13 protein-coding genes are annotated in these 14,693 nt (G+C 61.3%); 7 read left to right on the top strand and 6 right to left on the bottom strand.

The features are described 5' to 3' along the window. Positions 1–4: 4 nt before the first annotated feature. Positions 5–1,375: a fimbrial protein gene (locus GSR16_RS20585; RefSeq protein ID WP_159880610.1), complete on the top strand. Its 1,371-nt coding sequence runs from the start codon at positions 5–7 to the stop codon at positions 1,373–1,375. A 51-nt stretch (positions 1,376–1,426) separates the two neighbouring features. Here GSR16_RS20585 and GSR16_RS20580 read toward each other — a convergent pair whose 3' ends face one another. After that, positions 1,427–2,689, bottom strand: coding sequence for a benzoate/H(+) symporter BenE family transporter (locus GSR16_RS20580; protein ID WP_159880609.1), 1,263 nt, complete (start codon positions 2,687–2,689; stop codon positions 1,427–1,429). A 114-nt stretch (positions 2,690–2,803) separates the two neighbouring features. On the opposite strand from GSR16_RS20580, the gene GSR16_RS20575 reads away from it, so the two are divergent. The 5 genes from GSR16_RS20575 (at position 2,804) to GSR16_RS20555 (ending at position 7,513) form a co-directional block, all read left to right on the top strand. Beyond that, positions 2,804–4,237 (top strand): aminotransferase-like domain-containing protein, encoded by a 1,434-nt coding sequence (locus tag GSR16_RS20575; protein ID WP_159880608.1) that lies wholly within the window; start codon positions 2,804–2,806, stop codon positions 4,235–4,237. After that, positions 4,237–5,337 (top strand): NAD(P)/FAD-dependent oxidoreductase, encoded by a 1,101-nt coding sequence (locus GSR16_RS20570; protein ID WP_159880607.1) that lies wholly within the window; start codon positions 4,237–4,239, stop codon positions 5,335–5,337. Before GSR16_RS20575 ends, GSR16_RS20570 begins: the two co-directional genes overlap by 1 nt. 7 nt (positions 5,338–5,344) lie before the next feature. Beyond that, positions 5,345–5,944: an MOSC domain-containing protein gene (locus tag GSR16_RS20565; protein ID WP_159880606.1), complete on the top strand. Its 600-nt coding sequence runs from the start codon at positions 5,345–5,347 to the stop codon at positions 5,942–5,944. A 98-nt stretch (positions 5,945–6,042) separates the two neighbouring features. Next, positions 6,043–6,807 carry a DeoR/GlpR family DNA-binding transcription regulator gene (locus GSR16_RS20560; protein ID WP_045845984.1) on the top strand — a complete coding sequence of 255 codons (765 nt, stop codon included), beginning with the start codon at positions 6,043–6,045 and terminating at the stop codon, positions 6,805–6,807. 157 nt (positions 6,808–6,964) lie between these two features. Further along, entirely contained in the window at positions 6,965–7,513 is a 549-nt protein-coding gene (locus tag GSR16_RS20555) for a peroxiredoxin (protein WP_159880605.1), read from the top strand. 6 nt (positions 7,514–7,519) lie between these two features. Here GSR16_RS20555 and yddG read toward each other — a convergent pair whose 3' ends face one another. Together yddG and GSR16_RS20545 are read right to left on the bottom strand one after the other, a co-directional pair. Further along, on the bottom strand, positions 7,520–8,383 hold the full coding sequence (gene yddG / locus GSR16_RS20550; RefSeq protein ID WP_159880604.1) for an aromatic amino acid exporter YddG: 864 nt from the start codon (positions 8,381–8,383) through the stop codon (positions 7,520–7,522). 74 nt (positions 8,384–8,457) lie between these two features. Continuing rightward, complete coding sequence (locus GSR16_RS20545; RefSeq protein ID WP_159880603.1) at positions 8,458–9,192, bottom strand: helix-turn-helix transcriptional regulator; 735 nt, start codon at positions 9,190–9,192, stop codon at positions 8,458–8,460. Between the two features lie 437 nt (positions 9,193–9,629). Here GSR16_RS20545 and GSR16_RS20540 point away from each other — a divergent pair, with 437 nt between their 5' ends. Next, a complete protein-coding gene (locus GSR16_RS20540; protein WP_159880602.1) occupies positions 9,630–10,148 on the top strand; it encodes a YybH family protein in 519 nt (172 codons plus the stop codon). A gap of 156 nt (positions 10,149–10,304) precedes the next feature. On the opposite strand, the gene glpD is transcribed toward GSR16_RS20540, so the two are convergent. The 3 genes from glpD to glpK all read right to left on the bottom strand — a co-directional run bounded on the left by glpD (position 10,305) and on the right by glpK (position 14,613). After that, a complete protein-coding gene (gene glpD, locus GSR16_RS20535) occupies positions 10,305–11,840 on the bottom strand; it encodes a glycerol-3-phosphate dehydrogenase (protein WP_159880601.1) in 1,536 nt (511 codons plus the stop codon). Between the two features lie 338 nt (positions 11,841–12,178). Next, positions 12,179–12,883, bottom strand: a complete 705-nt coding sequence (locus tag GSR16_RS20530) for an MIP/aquaporin family protein (RefSeq protein ID WP_159880600.1) — start codon at positions 12,881–12,883, stop codon at positions 12,179–12,181. Between the two features lie 233 nt (positions 12,884–13,116). After that, positions 13,117–14,613: a glycerol kinase GlpK gene (gene glpK / locus GSR16_RS20525; protein WP_159880599.1), complete on the bottom strand. Its 1,497-nt coding sequence runs from the start codon at positions 14,611–14,613 to the stop codon at positions 13,117–13,119. Between the last annotated feature and the right edge of the window lie 80 nt (positions 14,614–14,693).

Genomic DNA, 14,693 nt, shown 5'->3' with positions numbered 1-14,693 from the left:
GCACATGCAGGCGGCCATTTTTTTGTCTGACTCAACGCTCAGTTTTTTCCCTGCATCACCGGCTTGCTGGCCGGCGTGCTTTTATGGTCAGTCTTCAGCAGCCAGGACACACGTTGGCAAGCAGTACGCATGGGGTATAGCCGAAAAAAACAAGCACCTTCCTTTCATGATTAAGAATTTTCTCATCAATTCTCATGCCCCATTCTTGCTATTAATTATCTTTTTATGCGAGTGGAGTAATGAAATAATGAAAGTGAAACTTATTACCATATTTTTGCTGAAGCTCTATTCGGCTATTGGTGCGGTATTGCTAAGAGTTCGCATTTTCCGGCGGGTTATCAGCCAGCCGCTTTCTTATTTATGTCTGCTTGTTTTATCCCTTACACTGCACTCATCACCCGCTTTTTCTTATGGCTGCACGGCTGCCGCCCCCATCTCACTTTCTACCAATAATATTCAGTTTAATAGAGACATACCGCTCTACCAAATGATAGGCAGCGAAATGGTTTCCAATAGCACCACGCTTGCCACCTGCGACAATACATTTACCCCACCCACCGAGTACAACCTAAGAAATGGTTTGGGCTTTCAGAGCACGGTTTCCATTACCCAAATAAATGGCAAAGCAATCTATGCAACCAATATTCCAGGCATTGGCTATTCCATAGGAATGGAATTAACATCACCCTGCAACATCACCATCTGGTCTGACCGCACGGCCGATTGCAGCACTGACACAATAACATGGCCATCCACAACGCCAACCATCTTCAAAGGAAGATACCGTGTTCAACTATATAAAACTGGCCCGATTTCCAATACTAATAATGTACAAATCACAGTAAAAAGTAATGCAGTGGTATCGTACATCCTCGGTGTACCCAATGGCGCGAGACCAGTTTACCGCACTTTTTACCCCGTCACTATTGACAACCTGAATATCGCAACGTCTACCTGTAGCTTGCAAAGCGGCAGCACCACGGCCATTACTTTACCAACCATCAGTCGCACCAGTCTTTCCAGCATCAACAGTATCAGTGGCAATATGCCATTCAATATTATTATCAACTGCCCTAGCCTCACCAATCTGAACATTACCTTTACCGATAACAGCAATAATCTTAATACTGGCACTTATCTGATTCCGATGGCCGGCTCCACTGCAAAAGGGGTGGGTATTCAACTTACATACAATGGTAAAATCATCGCATTTGGTCCAGACTCTTCCGCCACCGGCACCGCCGGGCAGATTGTGCTGAATTCCAACCTCATCGGCACACAGAGCTTTCCGTTTACCGCCTCTTATGTACGCACCGGTGCCATTACACCGGGTTCCCTCTCTGCCCGCGCCACCTTCACCCTGTCCTACCAATAAAAAATGGCCGCTTGCACATGCAGGCGGCCATTTTTTTGTCTGACTCAACGCTCAGTTTTTTCCCTGCATCACCGGCTTGCTGGCCGGCGTGCTTTTGGGGCGCGCCTTCAAGAGCCAGCTTACGCTGCCACCGGCCAGCACCGCCCACAGCGGTGAACCCAGCCCGGCGATGGTGACACCCGATGCAGCCACCACAAAGGTGAGCAAGGCGGCTTCGCGGTGGCCTTCGTCCATCAACGCGGCGGTAAGCGATGAGGCCAGCGTGCCGAACAGCGCCAGCCCGGCGGCAGTCACCACCAGCGCCTTGGGCAGCAGTAGCACCAGGCCGGCCAGTGCGCCACCGGCAATGCCCAGCACGATGTAGAGCGCACCGCACACCAGCCCGGCCATATAGCGGCGTTGCGGGTCCGGATGGGCTTCCGGCCCGGTGCAGATGGCGGCGATGATGGCCGCCAGCGTCACACCATGCCCGCCCAGCGGCGCGGTGATGACCGAGGCCAGACCCAGCACGGTAACCGGCGAGCGGGCCGGAATGTGGTAACCGGAAGCAGACAGCACCGCCATGCCGGGCAAGAACTGGCTGGTGAGTGCCAGCAGCGCCAGCGGCAAGGCCAGGTTGACGAAAGCGGTCCATGACCACTGCGGCATGGTGAACAAGGGGCCGCTGCTACCCTGCCAGCTGCCCGCCGTGCCATACATGCCTTGCCAACTGGCAATGGTCAGGCCCAGGCCAATGGCGGCCAGCAGCGCAAAGCGTGGAAACAGCTTGCGGCCGATGAAGAACAGCACCGTCATCGGCACCACCAGCAGCGCCTGCTGGCTGGCGGCACCGGCCACATCGGCAACAAAGTGGAACAGGATGCCGCCCAGCATGGCGGCCGCCAGCGAGGCCGGGAAAATCTTCATCAGCTTGTCGAAGGCACCACTCACCCCCACCAGGGTGACAATGACGGCGGCAGCCAGAAATGCCCCCACCGCCTCGCCATACGGCACGCCGGGCAGGGCGGCCAGCAGCAAGGCCGCACCGGGCGTGCTCCAGGCAGTAATCACCGGAACGCGCCAGCGCAGCGTCAGCCAGATACCGGCCACGCCGGAGGCAATGGACACCGCCCATACCCAGGAACCAAGCTGGGCGGCACTCAGCCCGGCGGACTGGGCGGCGTGCACAATAATAAGAAAGGGGCCGGAATAGCCCACCAGCAGTGCCAACACTGCGGCAAGCCCGGCCGAAGGCGAGAAATGGGACCAGCTGAACGGCACACGATCAGCATGCGTCTGGCTGGCAGGAGACTCTCGCGGGGAAAGCGTGGACATGGATGAACTCCAAATGGCATCAATGCATACAGGGTAAGCCAAGACGCGGCATCTGCCTTCCCACACGGCGGACAAACAGCGTAGACTGGGCTGAATCTGTTATATAGAACAGCGATGACCGACACTCCGCTCTACCTGCATATCGCCCGCCAGCTGCAAGCGCGGCTGGACAGTGGCGAATGGCCGCCGGGCAGCCGCCTGCCGGCAGTACGCCAACTGGCGGCCGAACACGGCGTCAACACGCTGACGGCACTGGCGGCCTACCGCCATCTGGAAGAACAACAGCGCGTGGTGGCACGTCCGCGCAGCGGCTTTTTTGCGGCCTTGCCGCGTCATGTGGCCGATGGCAATGCCACCCAGCCCGGCCCCACCGCTGCCGCGCTGGTGGATGTGGACAGCCGCATGAGCAATCTGATTCGCCTGTCGGCATCGTCCATCCGCCAGCAATTGCACATGGCCGAGGCGCACCACAGCCTGTATCCGGCGCAGGAATTGTCGCGGCGCATGCAAATGCGGCTGGCCCGCCAGCCGGAGCTGATTGGTGCCTACCTGCCCACTGCCGACCAGCAACAGCTGTATCAGCAAATACGCCGACTGGCGGGCAGCTGGCAGCTGGACATCCCCACCGACCACATCCTGTTTACCCAGGGCATTACCGAAGCCATCAGCCTGTCGCTGCGCCACCTCACCCGCCCCGGCGATGTGGTGGCAGTGGAAACCCCGGTGTACTTCGGCCTGCTGCAAACCCTGCAAACACTGGGCCTGAAGGCGCTGGAAATTCCCTGCACGCCGGATGCCGGGCTGTCGCTGGAGGCGCTGGAATTCGCCCTGCGCCACGGTGCCCCGGTGAAATGCCTGGTGACGGTGACCAACTTCCAGAACCCCACCGGCGCGCTGATGCCGGACGACAACAAAAAACGCCTGCTGCAACTGGCGCGCCGCCACGGGCTCACCATCATCGAGGACGATGTGTTTGGCGAGCTGTACTTTGGCAACCAGCACCCGGCTCCGCTCAAGGCCTGGGACCGCGACGGCGACGTGATTTACTGCTCGTCCTTTACCAAGAGCTTTGCCCCGGCCTTCCGCCTGGGCTGGCTGTCCGGCGGGCGTCACCACGCCGCGCTGGAGCGGCTGCGCGAAAGCAGCAGCCTGGTCAGCCCGGCCATCTTGCTGGCGGTATTGTCCGAGGTGCTGGCCAGCGGCGACTACGCCCGCATCCGCCAGCGCATCCGCCAGCAGCTGAAACAGCAAATGGAACAACTGAGCGATGCGGTGCTGGCCGCCTTTCCACGCGGCACCCGGGTGCGGCGGCCACAAGGCGGCATGCTGCTGTGGGTGGAAGGCCCGGAGGGGCTGGACAGCCAGGCCCTGCTGGAAGCTGCGCTCTCCCGCTCCATCAGCTTTGCCCCCGGTCTGGTGTTTTCTGCCGAGCCGCGCTTTGGCCACTGCCTGCGCATCAATTGCGGTCAGCCCTGGTCCACCCAGCTGGCCGAGGACATTCACTTGCTGGGCTGGCTGGCAGCAGAACAACTGGCCGGGCGGCTGTGATGGATCAGGTCGATTGCGTGGTGATAGGCGCCGGCGTGGTGGGCTTGGCCATTGCCCGCCAACTGGCCATGGCCGGGCGCGAAGTGCTGATTTGCGAGGCCGAAGGCCAGATTGGCCAGCATTGCAGCAGCCGCAACAGCGAGGTGATTCACGCCGGCCTGTACTACCCTACGGGCAGCCTGAAGGCGCGGCTGTGCGTGCAGGGCCGTGCCATGCTGTACCGCTATTGCGCCGAGCGGCACATCCCGCACCAGCGTATCGGCAAGCTGCTGCTGGCCAACACCGCTGCCGATATGCCGCGCTTGCAGGACATTGCCCGCCGCGCTGCCGCCAATGGCGTGGATGATCTGCAATGGCTGGATGCCGCCGGGGTGCGGGCGCTGGAACCGGTACTAAACGTCCATGCCGCCTTGCTGTCCCCCTCCACCGGCATCGTGGACAGCCATGCCTTGCTGCAAGCCCTGCTGGCTGATGCCGAAGCCCACGGCGCGCAACTGGCCTGTCATTCCCCGCTCAGCCGTGGCCGGGTAGTGGCAGATGGCATGGAACTGGAAATCGCCGGCATCACCATCAAGGCCAGATCGGTCATCAACGCAGCCGGGGCGTGGGCACCGGCTGTCGCCAGCAGCATGGCCGGTGTTCCACGTGAAACCATCCCGACGGCCCACTATGCCCGTGGCGTGTATTTCAGCCTGAGCGGGCGTTCGCCGTTCTCGCGGCTGATTTACCCGTTGCCGGAAGCGGGCGGGCTGGGCTGCCACCTGACGCTGGATCTGGCCGGACAGGCGCGCTTCGGCCCGGATGTGGAATGGATAGACGGCGTGGACTACCGGCTGGACCCGGCGCGCGCCGCTGCCTTCTATCACAGCATCCGCCGCTGGTGGCCACAATTGCCGGACGGCGCATTGCAGCCGGGCTATGCCGGGGTGCGCCCCAAACTGGCAGGGCCGGACGAGCCGGATGCCGACTTTGTCATCCAGGGCCCGCCACAGCATGGCGTGGCCGGGCTGATCAATCTGTACGGCATCGAATCCCCCGGCCTGACCAGTTGCCTGGCGCTGGCGGCGCTGGTGGGTGCCATGGCCAATCAAACAGCATGAGGCAGACATGACAGACAGCCACACCCTGCACTCCATCAATCTGGCGGCGGTCAGCCCCATGCTGATCGAAGGCCGCCGCATCATGAGTGGCATCAACAAGCTGCCAGTCAGCACCCTGCAACGGCCCGAAGCCATTGCGGTGGGCAAGCTGGGGCTGGCCGGCGACGAGCAGGCCGACCCCACGGTGCACGGCGGGTTGGCCAAGGCTGTTTACGCCTATCCGCTGGAACACTACCCGTTCTGGCAGCAAGCCTGCCAGCAGCATGGTTCGCGCCATGCCGGCAGTGCATTGCACCACGGCATGCTGGGAGAAAACCTCACCATCAGCGGCCTGCTGGAACAGCATGCCTACGTGGGCGATGTGCTGGAATTTGCCGATTGCCGGCTGCAGATTACCGAACCGCGCCAGCCCTGCTTCAAGTTCCAGGCGCACATGGACATGCGCCTGGCGGTGAAGCTGATGGCGCAAAGCGGCCATTGCGGCTTTTATCTGGCAGTACTGCAAACCGGCACACTGCGCGCCGGGGAATCCTTCCGCATCCTGCCCGGCCCACGCGAACTGAGCATGGCCGAGGCTTTCCGCCGCCGCTTGCGCCGGCTGGATTGAAGCTCTAACAGCGATGGACAACATTTGGCGAAATGCGCCGCTCATGTAGAATCAGACAGCCTCCAACACCGCAGCATACTGACAAACGACCCGCCACCATGATCATTCTCAATCAGCGCCAGCAGGAACTGCTGGGCATCGTCCATCGCGAAAGCTATGTCACCGTGGAAAAGCTGGCCGCCCATTTTGGCGTCACCCACCAGACCATACGCCGCGACATTGCGCTGATGGCAGAACACCAGCTGCTGCAGCGCTATCACGGCGGTGCCAGCGTGCTGTCCAGTGTGGAAAACGTGGCCTACAACGCCCGTCAGGTGCTGTGCATCGAGGAAAAGCGCCGGCTGGCCGCGCTGCTGGCCAAACAGATTCCCGACAATGCGTCCTTGTTCATCAATATCGGCACCACCACCGAGGAAGTGGCCAAGGCACTGCACCGCCATCGCGGCCTGCGGGTGATCACCAACAACCTGCACGTGGCCGACATGATGTGCGACTACCCGGATTGCGAGGTCATCGTGCTGGGCGGCGTGCTGCGCAAGCGCGACCGCGGCATCACCGGCGAAGCCACGGTGCAGCTGATCCGCCAGTTCAAGGTGGACTACGGCATCATCGGCATTTCCAGTATCGAAAACGACGGCGTGCTGCGCGATTACGACTATCGTGAAGTACGCACCTCGGAAGCCATCATCCAGCAATCGCGCCAGGTGCTGCTGGCGGCAGACCATTCCAAGTTCGGCCGCCCGGCGCTGGTGGAACTGGGCCATCTGTCGCAGGTGCATGCGCTGTTTACCGACAAGCCGGTGCCGCCGGAAATGCAGGCGGTGATTGCCGAAGCAGGTACCCAGCTGTTTGTGGCGGACTAAGACCCGCTAAAAAGCCGCCTTGCCGTACTTGCTGTACTGTCTGCGTCGGCAGGCCCTGACCCGGATTTTCTGCGAGGTTTTGCCAGCCGCGCTGTGCGAACCTCTGCCACATCAAGCTGCCAAAAACTGTTCCAGCCCGAATGTCGAGGAGCCACCCATGTCTGCATTCACCCGCCACACCCTGTCCATCGGCCTGTCCGCCCTGTTGCTGGCCACTACGGCCCAGGCCGAACTGAGCAAAGGTGCCCCGGCCAGCGACTTCAACACGGAAGCCTCTCTGGGCGGCAAGCGCTTTCAGTACTCGCTGAACGAGGCGCTGAGCCACGGCCCGGTAGTGCTGTATTTCTATCCGGCAGCCTTTACCAGCGGTTGCACGGTGGAAGCCCACCTGTTTGCCGAGGCCACCGACAAGTTCAAGGCGCTGGGGGCCACGGTGATTGGCGTCTCCGGCGATGACATCGAAAAGCTGCAACGCTTTTCCGTGTCCGAATGCCGCAGCAAATTCCCGGTGGCGGCCGACAAGGATCGCAAGATCATGAAAGCCTACGACGCGGTGATGATTCCCGGCACCAGCTATGCCCGCCGCGTCTCCTACGTCATCACGCCGGACCATAAAGTCTGGTACAGCTATAACGCCATGGCCCCCGACCAGCACGTCAGCAATACGCTGAAGGCGCTGGAAGCCTGGAAGGCTGCCGGGCACTGATCAGCCTCATCCACCGCGGGCGGCCAGCGCCGCCCCGCCGATGATGGCAAGACAAGCCAGCAACAGGCTCCAGCTGGGCGTGGCCAGACCTGCGCCCAGCAGCAATAGCGTGGAGATCAAGGGCGCTGCGTAGGACAGCACGCCAAGCAGCGGCAGATTGCCCTGCTTCATGCCGATATCCCAGGTAAAGAAGGCAATGCCCACCGGCCCCAGTCCCAGGGCCAGCACGCCCAGCCAGGCCGTCCATGGTGCAGTCCATACCGTGCTCTCCCCGTACAGATGACACAGCGCCGCCAGCACGGCAGTTGCGGCACAGAACCAGCCCACCGCATCGGTCGGCACCTGTGCCACCAGACGGCTGGCCACCGAATACAGCGACCAGATCAGCGCGCACAACAGCGCCATCAGATAGCCCGGCAGATACTGGCTGGCAAAACCGCCCAGCCCGCCGCCCAGCAACAGCCAGCAGCCGCCCAGCGCCAACAGGCCGCCCAACAGATGCCAGCGTGACAGGCGATGGCCGGGCAGCAAGGCGGAAAACAGCAGAATCAGCAGCGGCCACAGATAGGCCAGCAGGCTGACCTGCACCGCCGGGGCCAGCCGCATGGCCAGAAAATAGCAAAAGTGATAAGCAAACAGGCCACCCACTCCCAACGCCCAGGCTAGCGGCGGCTGACGCAGAAAGCCAAGCGGTGACTGCCCGGCGCGCAGCCATTTGGCCAGCATCAGGCCGAAGGCCAGCGCAAAGGTCATGGCCAGCAGTTGGAACGGTGGAAACACCCCGGCAGTCAGCCGGGTCAGCAGCGCAAGGCTGCCCCATAGCGCAATGGACAAGCTGCCGATCAGCGTAGCCTGGTGACGGGTAAGCATGGGAAACACTCTCTGACAAACAAAGCCGCAGTGTAGGCAGGATGGCAGGCCGCGACTTTGCCAGGCTGGCGGGCTTATTTGGCCGGATGGCGGAAATGGCTGGGGGCGATGCCGAAATGGCGGCGGAAGCGGTCGCTAAAGGCGGACAGGCTGGCATAGCCGCATTGCTCGGCCACCTGCTGCACCGGCAAGCTGCCCTGCTCCAGCAACAGCCAGCCATGCTGCATGCGCTGCTCCAGCTGGTACTGGCCGGGGCTCATGCCCAGTTGCCGGCGGAACAGCTCGGACAACTGGCGCACGCTCAGGTGGGCCGCTGCCGCCAGCTGTGCCAGGCTGATGTCTTCGGCAAAGCGCGCATCCAGCACCGCACGGGCTGCGGCCACGCGCCGGTCCAGCCGGCTGTCGGCACCGGCACGTTCCGCCAGCAGCTGGGTGAGCAACAGCAGCATCTGCCGCCGGCTGTGTTCTGCCGCTGCCGGGCGGGAGAGCTCGGCACGTAAAAACTCGACATAAGCCAGCAAGCTGGCATCCAGCGGCAAAAAGGTAGGCAGGCTGGCCAGTTGTGGTGCCAATGCCGCCGGGACATTGGCCACCACGAAGGCATTATCGTCCGGCGCGGCAAAGCCATGGCTGTTGCCTGCGGCAATCACCGCCAGCTGGCCGGCCTGCACCATGCCGCCACGGCCTTCGACATCCAGCTCCAGACAGCCACGCGCCGGCAGCACCAGCTGATGGTAATCATGCTGATGCTGGTGGCTTTCCTGCTGGTAACTGCGCAGCTCCAGCAGCAGGTCGTCTTGATGGGGCATGGCGCTATGGTAGCGGCAGGGAGCGGGACTGCGTAAAGGGTCACGCAAAAAAATGCCCCACCGATCAAGGTGGGGCTACGGGAGGAGACAGGCATAAGCCCACCATTTGAAAACCAGCCTGCGGCATTGTTTCCATGCCAGGCGCGACCACAACCGAGCATCCAGCCTGGAAAATTTGCCAACCGGCAGAATTAACTGCCGATCAACCATGCCCAAAAATGCATATCAACAACACCTCGTTGCCACCCTGGCAGGAAGCATTTGGCGTCCAAACCCGGCACTAGCAAGCCATCCGAACGGATGCATCCAGCATGACTGTAAGCCCTTGTTGCCAAATGAATTTTTGGTCCATTCGACATACCGCCATCTCTGGTAGTTCACTGTAACCCCACCCTATACTGCGCCGGCTGTCCACTTGAACCTCTCAGGAGATGACCATGAATACTTTCCGCTTCTTGTCAGCCAAAGCAGCTTTGGTACTCGCTCTTTCTCTCGGTGCTGTTGCCGGCGCAAACGCAGCCGGAAAGGAAGCGCTGCCGTATGCCAAGGACCCGGCCGTACGTGCGGTACAACAACAGGTCTATGATGTTGTCCATCGCTACGAGACCGCACTCAATGCCGGTGATACACCGACCATCCTCAATCTGTTTGCAGAAGACAGCGTGGCCGAATGGAACGACAAGCCGACCTATGCAACGCGTCAGCAGAAGATCGACGGCTACAACGCCTTGTTCAGCATTGCGAAATTCTCCACGGTATTCGCTTATGACTCGATCAATGTGTATGGCAATACCGCCGTCGTGCGCACGCATCACCACAAAGGCGCTGCCGTGATTGAAAACGGCAAGAAGGTGCTGGATTTCAACCGCGAGGTTTTCGTGCTAACCAAAATCAACGGGGTCTGGAAGATCGTCCTCTACACCTTTAACACCAACCCGCGTCAGGGTGAAGGCTAAGCCCGAACGGTCTCTTCAGGACCACGCTTCGTTAGTGGTGCTTGCCTGATGAATCAAGTTCTGCGCACTACAGCACAGACAACATCAACGCCGTTTCAGGGTGTGGCATCCGGGCTCTTGCCTGGATGCCACCACTGTTTCGTCCACCTTGCTTCCCTACAACGGGCTTGCACCTGCCGTCGACCGTTGGCCGGCATCACTCGTTCCGGCCCGGTTTTGCGCCAGCCAGGCATCCAGCACCGTGCCGGCATTGGCTGGCAGATGCAGACGCAGCTTGCTGCGCCGCCACAGGATGTCTTCCGCGCTAACCGCCCATTCCTGATCCACCAGATAGTTGAGTTCTGCTTCGTACACGCCCGGCAGGATTTCCGCGCCCAGCTCGGCCAGACTGCGGGCGCTGCCGATCAGGGTGTTCAGGCGCGTACCATAGGTTTTCACATAGCGTTGCAGCAGCGCTGCCGGCAGCCAGGGATGGCGCTGCTGGCTGACGGTAAGGAAAGCCGTCGCATCGGCATTCGGCATGTCGCCGCCCGGCAGCGGCACACCGGCCGTCCAGGTAGGTTGGTGATTGCCCAGTAGCGGGGCCAGCCGGTCCACGGCTTCTTCCGCCAGCTTGCGATAGGTGGTGATCTTGCCGCCAAACACCGACAGCATCGGCGCGCCATTGCTGTCCAGCTCCAGCGCATAATCGCGGGTCACGCTGGAGGCATTGCTGGCGTCGTCGTCCAGCAGCGGGCGCACGCCGGAGTAGGTGCTCAGTACATCATCCGGGCCAATCTGGCTGTTGAAGTAGCGGTTGCTCATGCGGCACAGGTAGTCCACCTCGTCGGCATCAATCTGCACGGTACCCGGATCGTCGTGGTATTCCACATCGGTGGTGCCGATCAGGGTGAAGTCGTTTTCGTACGGGATGGCAAAGATGATGCGCTTGTCCGGGTTCTGGAAAATATAGGCATAGGGGTGATCGAACAGCTTTTTCACCACGATGTGGCTGCCTTTCACCAAACGGATGGACTTGGGCGATGGCAGCTGCAAGGTGTCTTTCAGCAGGCTTTCCACCCAGGGGCCGGCGGCATTCACCACGGCGCGTGCCTTCACCTGTTCCTGACGGCCATCTTCGTGTTGCAAGGTGCACAGCCAGTGCTCGCCTTCGCGCCGCGCTGCCACACAGGCGGTGCGGGTGACAATGCGCGCGCCGTGTTCGGCTGCCGCCATGGCATTGAGCACCACCAGCCGGGCATCCTGCACCCAGCCGTCGGAATAGACAAAACCACGCTTGAACGCGGCTTTCAGCGGTGCGCCGGAGGGGTGCTTGGCAAAGCTGATGGTTTCCGAGCCGGGCAGTACTTCGCGGTGGGCCAGGTGGTCGTACAGAAACAAGCCGCAGCGGATCATCCATTCCGGGCGCTGGGCCTTGTCGTGCGGCATCACGAAACGCAGCGGCCAGATGATGTGCGGCGCAGCCTTGAGCAGCACTTCGCGCTCCTGCAGCGCCTTGCGCACCAGGCCAAACTCGTAATATTCCAGATAGCGCAGGCCGCCATGTATCAGCTTGGTACTGGCCGACGAGGTGTGCGAAGCCAGATCATCCTTTTCGCACAGCAGCACCGACAGGCCACGGCCTGCTGCATCACGGGCAATGCCTGCTCCATTGATGCCGCCACCAATCACCATCAGGTCGTAGGGTTTCACAGTTTCATCCTCGGTCTTGTCTGTATCCGGCTTGCGCCTGTCACTACAGGGCAAGAAGGCGGATTGCGTGTGTTGATGTGCTTAGCGTAGCGTCATACGAAGATCAATTCAACACATAATGTTCGTTTATGTTCGTTTTGTGCGCCGCAATGTGCGTATTGACCACAATATTCTTTGTTTGATTTCCATTTTTCGCATGGGCAGGCGTGCCTTCCTTCGTCATACCGGCTGCCGCAGGCAGACATGCAGTGGCATCCGCCAGACCACACACATAAAAAAAGCCACCCGCAGGTGGCTTGCCGGCCCCGCCAGCAGCGGGGCACCAGGAGCAAAACGGTTTACAGATGGGTATAGGTGAGCGCTGCCAGCGTGCCGCCCAGCAAGGAGCCGACCACCGGCACCCAGGCATAGCCCCAGTCGCTGGAACCCTTGCCCGGAATCGGCAGCAGCGCATGCATGATGCGCGGGGCCAGATCGCGCGCCGGGCTCATCGCATAGCCGGTGGTGCCGCCCAGCGACACACCGATACCCAGTACCAGCAAGGCCACCGGCAGGGCGTCCATCGCGCCCAGCGACAGCTTGGGCGCCACCATGCTGAGAATGGCAAACACCAGCACGAAGGTGGCCAGCACCTCGGACAACAGATTGCCCGGCAGGCTGCGGATGGCCGGGCCGGTGCAGAAGGTGGCCAGCTTGAGATCGGCGCAGTCGGTGGTTTCGTAATGCTTGCGGTACATCACCCACACCAGCAGCGCGCCCATCATGCCACCCAGCATTTGTGACAGCACATAGCCCGGCACGCGGGCCCATTCAAACTTGCCGGCTACCGCCAGCGCCACGGTGACGGCAGGGTTCAGGTGCGCACCGCTGATGGCGGCCACACTGAACACGCCGACAAACACCGCCATCGCCCAGCCAAAGGCAATCACGATCAGGCCGCTGTTATGGCCCTTGGTATTGCTCAGCAGCACATTGGCCACCACGCCATTGCCCAGCAACACCAGCAGGGCGGTTCCGATAAATTCACCAAACAAAGGGTTCATGCAGAGTCTCCGCGCCATGACTCCCGCTACCATCGGCTACTCTGGCTGATGGCTGCTCTTTCATGGCGTCGTTGCCGGCAGACAGCCGGGATGGTGTTGCTGCCATCCCGTAACCGTCCGACCAAAATCACAAAAGGAAATCACACGGCCATACCGGTGGCACCAAACTCCTTGCACGCAGCCCGGGCATGGCTGCGGCAAGACTACCGGTTAGCATCGTGCAAGAATGTGGCTCAGCCCTCGGCCCAGGCCTTGGCCGCGTTCACCGCGCGCACCCAGCCACGGACATTGGCCGCTACCTGTTCGGCCGCCATGCTTTGCTGGAAGCGGCGATCCAGTTGCCACTGGCCCTGGATGTCCTCCACTCCGGCCCAGTAGCCCACGGCCAGCCCGGCCAGATAAGCCGCACCCAGCGCGGTGGTTTCGGTGATTTTCGGGCGGACCACGTCCACGCCGAGAATGTCGGACTGGAATTGCATCAGCAGTTCGTTGACGGTGGCACCGCCATCCACACGCAGTTCGGCAATGGCCATGCCGGCATCGGCTTCCATGGCCTTGAGCACGTCCATGGTCTGGTAGGCAATGCTGTCCAGCGCGGCGCGGGCAATATGCGCCGCCTTGGTGCCCAGCGTGGCACCGACGATGGTGCCGCGCGCGTCCTGATTCCAGTGCGGCGCACCCAGACCGGCAAAGGCCGGCACCAGGTACACGCCATCGCTGTCGGCCACTTCCTGCGCCAGCGGGCCGACATCGGCCGAATGGCGGATGATGCCCAGGCCGTCGCGCAGCCATTTCACCACCGCGCCACCAATGAAGATGGACCCTTCCAGCGCGTAATGCACCTTGCCATCCACTTGCCAGGCAATGGTGGTCAACAGCTTGTTGGTGGATTCGATCGGTTGTTCACCGGTGTTCATCATCATGAAGCAGCCGGTGCCGTAAGTATTCTTCACCATGCCCGGACGGGTGCACTGCTGGCCGAACAAGGCAGCCTGCTGGTCGCCGGCCACGCCGGCAATCGGAATTTCCACCCCCAGATGCGCGGCATGGGTGTGGCCGTACACTTCGCTGGAGCTTTTCACTTCCGGCAGCATGCTGGCCGGAATGCTCAGGATGTCCAGCAGCTCGGCATCCCATTGCAGCGTGTGGATGTTGTACAGCATGGTACGCGAGGCATTGGACACGTCGGTCACATGTACTTTGCCGTGGGTGAAGTTCCAGATCAGCCAGCTGTCCACGGTGCCGAAGGCCAGCTTGCCGGCCTCGGCACGGGCACGTGCGCCCGGCACATTGTCCAGAATCCACTTGATCTTGCTGCCGGAGAAATAGGCATCCACCAGCAGGCCGGTCTTGTTGCGGATGGTGTCAGCCAGGCCGCGTTCTTTCAGCTGGTCGCAAAAGGCTGCGGTACGGCGGTCTTGCCAGACGATGGCGTTATACACCGGCAGGCCGGTTTCGCGGTCCCACACAATGGTGGTTTCGCGCTGGTTGGTGATACCGATGGCGGCAATGCTGCGGCCGTCGATACCGGCCTTGGCCACGGCTTCGGCAGCCACACCGGCCTGACCGCCCCAGATTTCCTGCGGGTCGTGTTCCACCCAGCCCGGCTGCGGGTAAATCTGGCGGAATTCCTTTTGCGCCAGCGACACGATGTCGCCGGCCTGGTTGAACAGAATGGCACGCGAACTGGTCGTACCCTGATCCAGCGCCAGAATGAACTGGTTCTTCATGTGAGATGTCTCCTTGGCAATCCAAAGGCCGTTGCTGGCCGAGCGTTTTTGCTGACTGGTTTTGACGGCATCGCCTCAAG

This window comes from Aquitalea denitrificans (genome assembly GCF_009856625.1).
GTDB lineage: Bacteria > Pseudomonadota > Gammaproteobacteria > Burkholderiales > Chromobacteriaceae > Aquitalea > Aquitalea denitrificans.
This window is presented reverse-complemented; position numbering and strand designations above follow the sequence as displayed.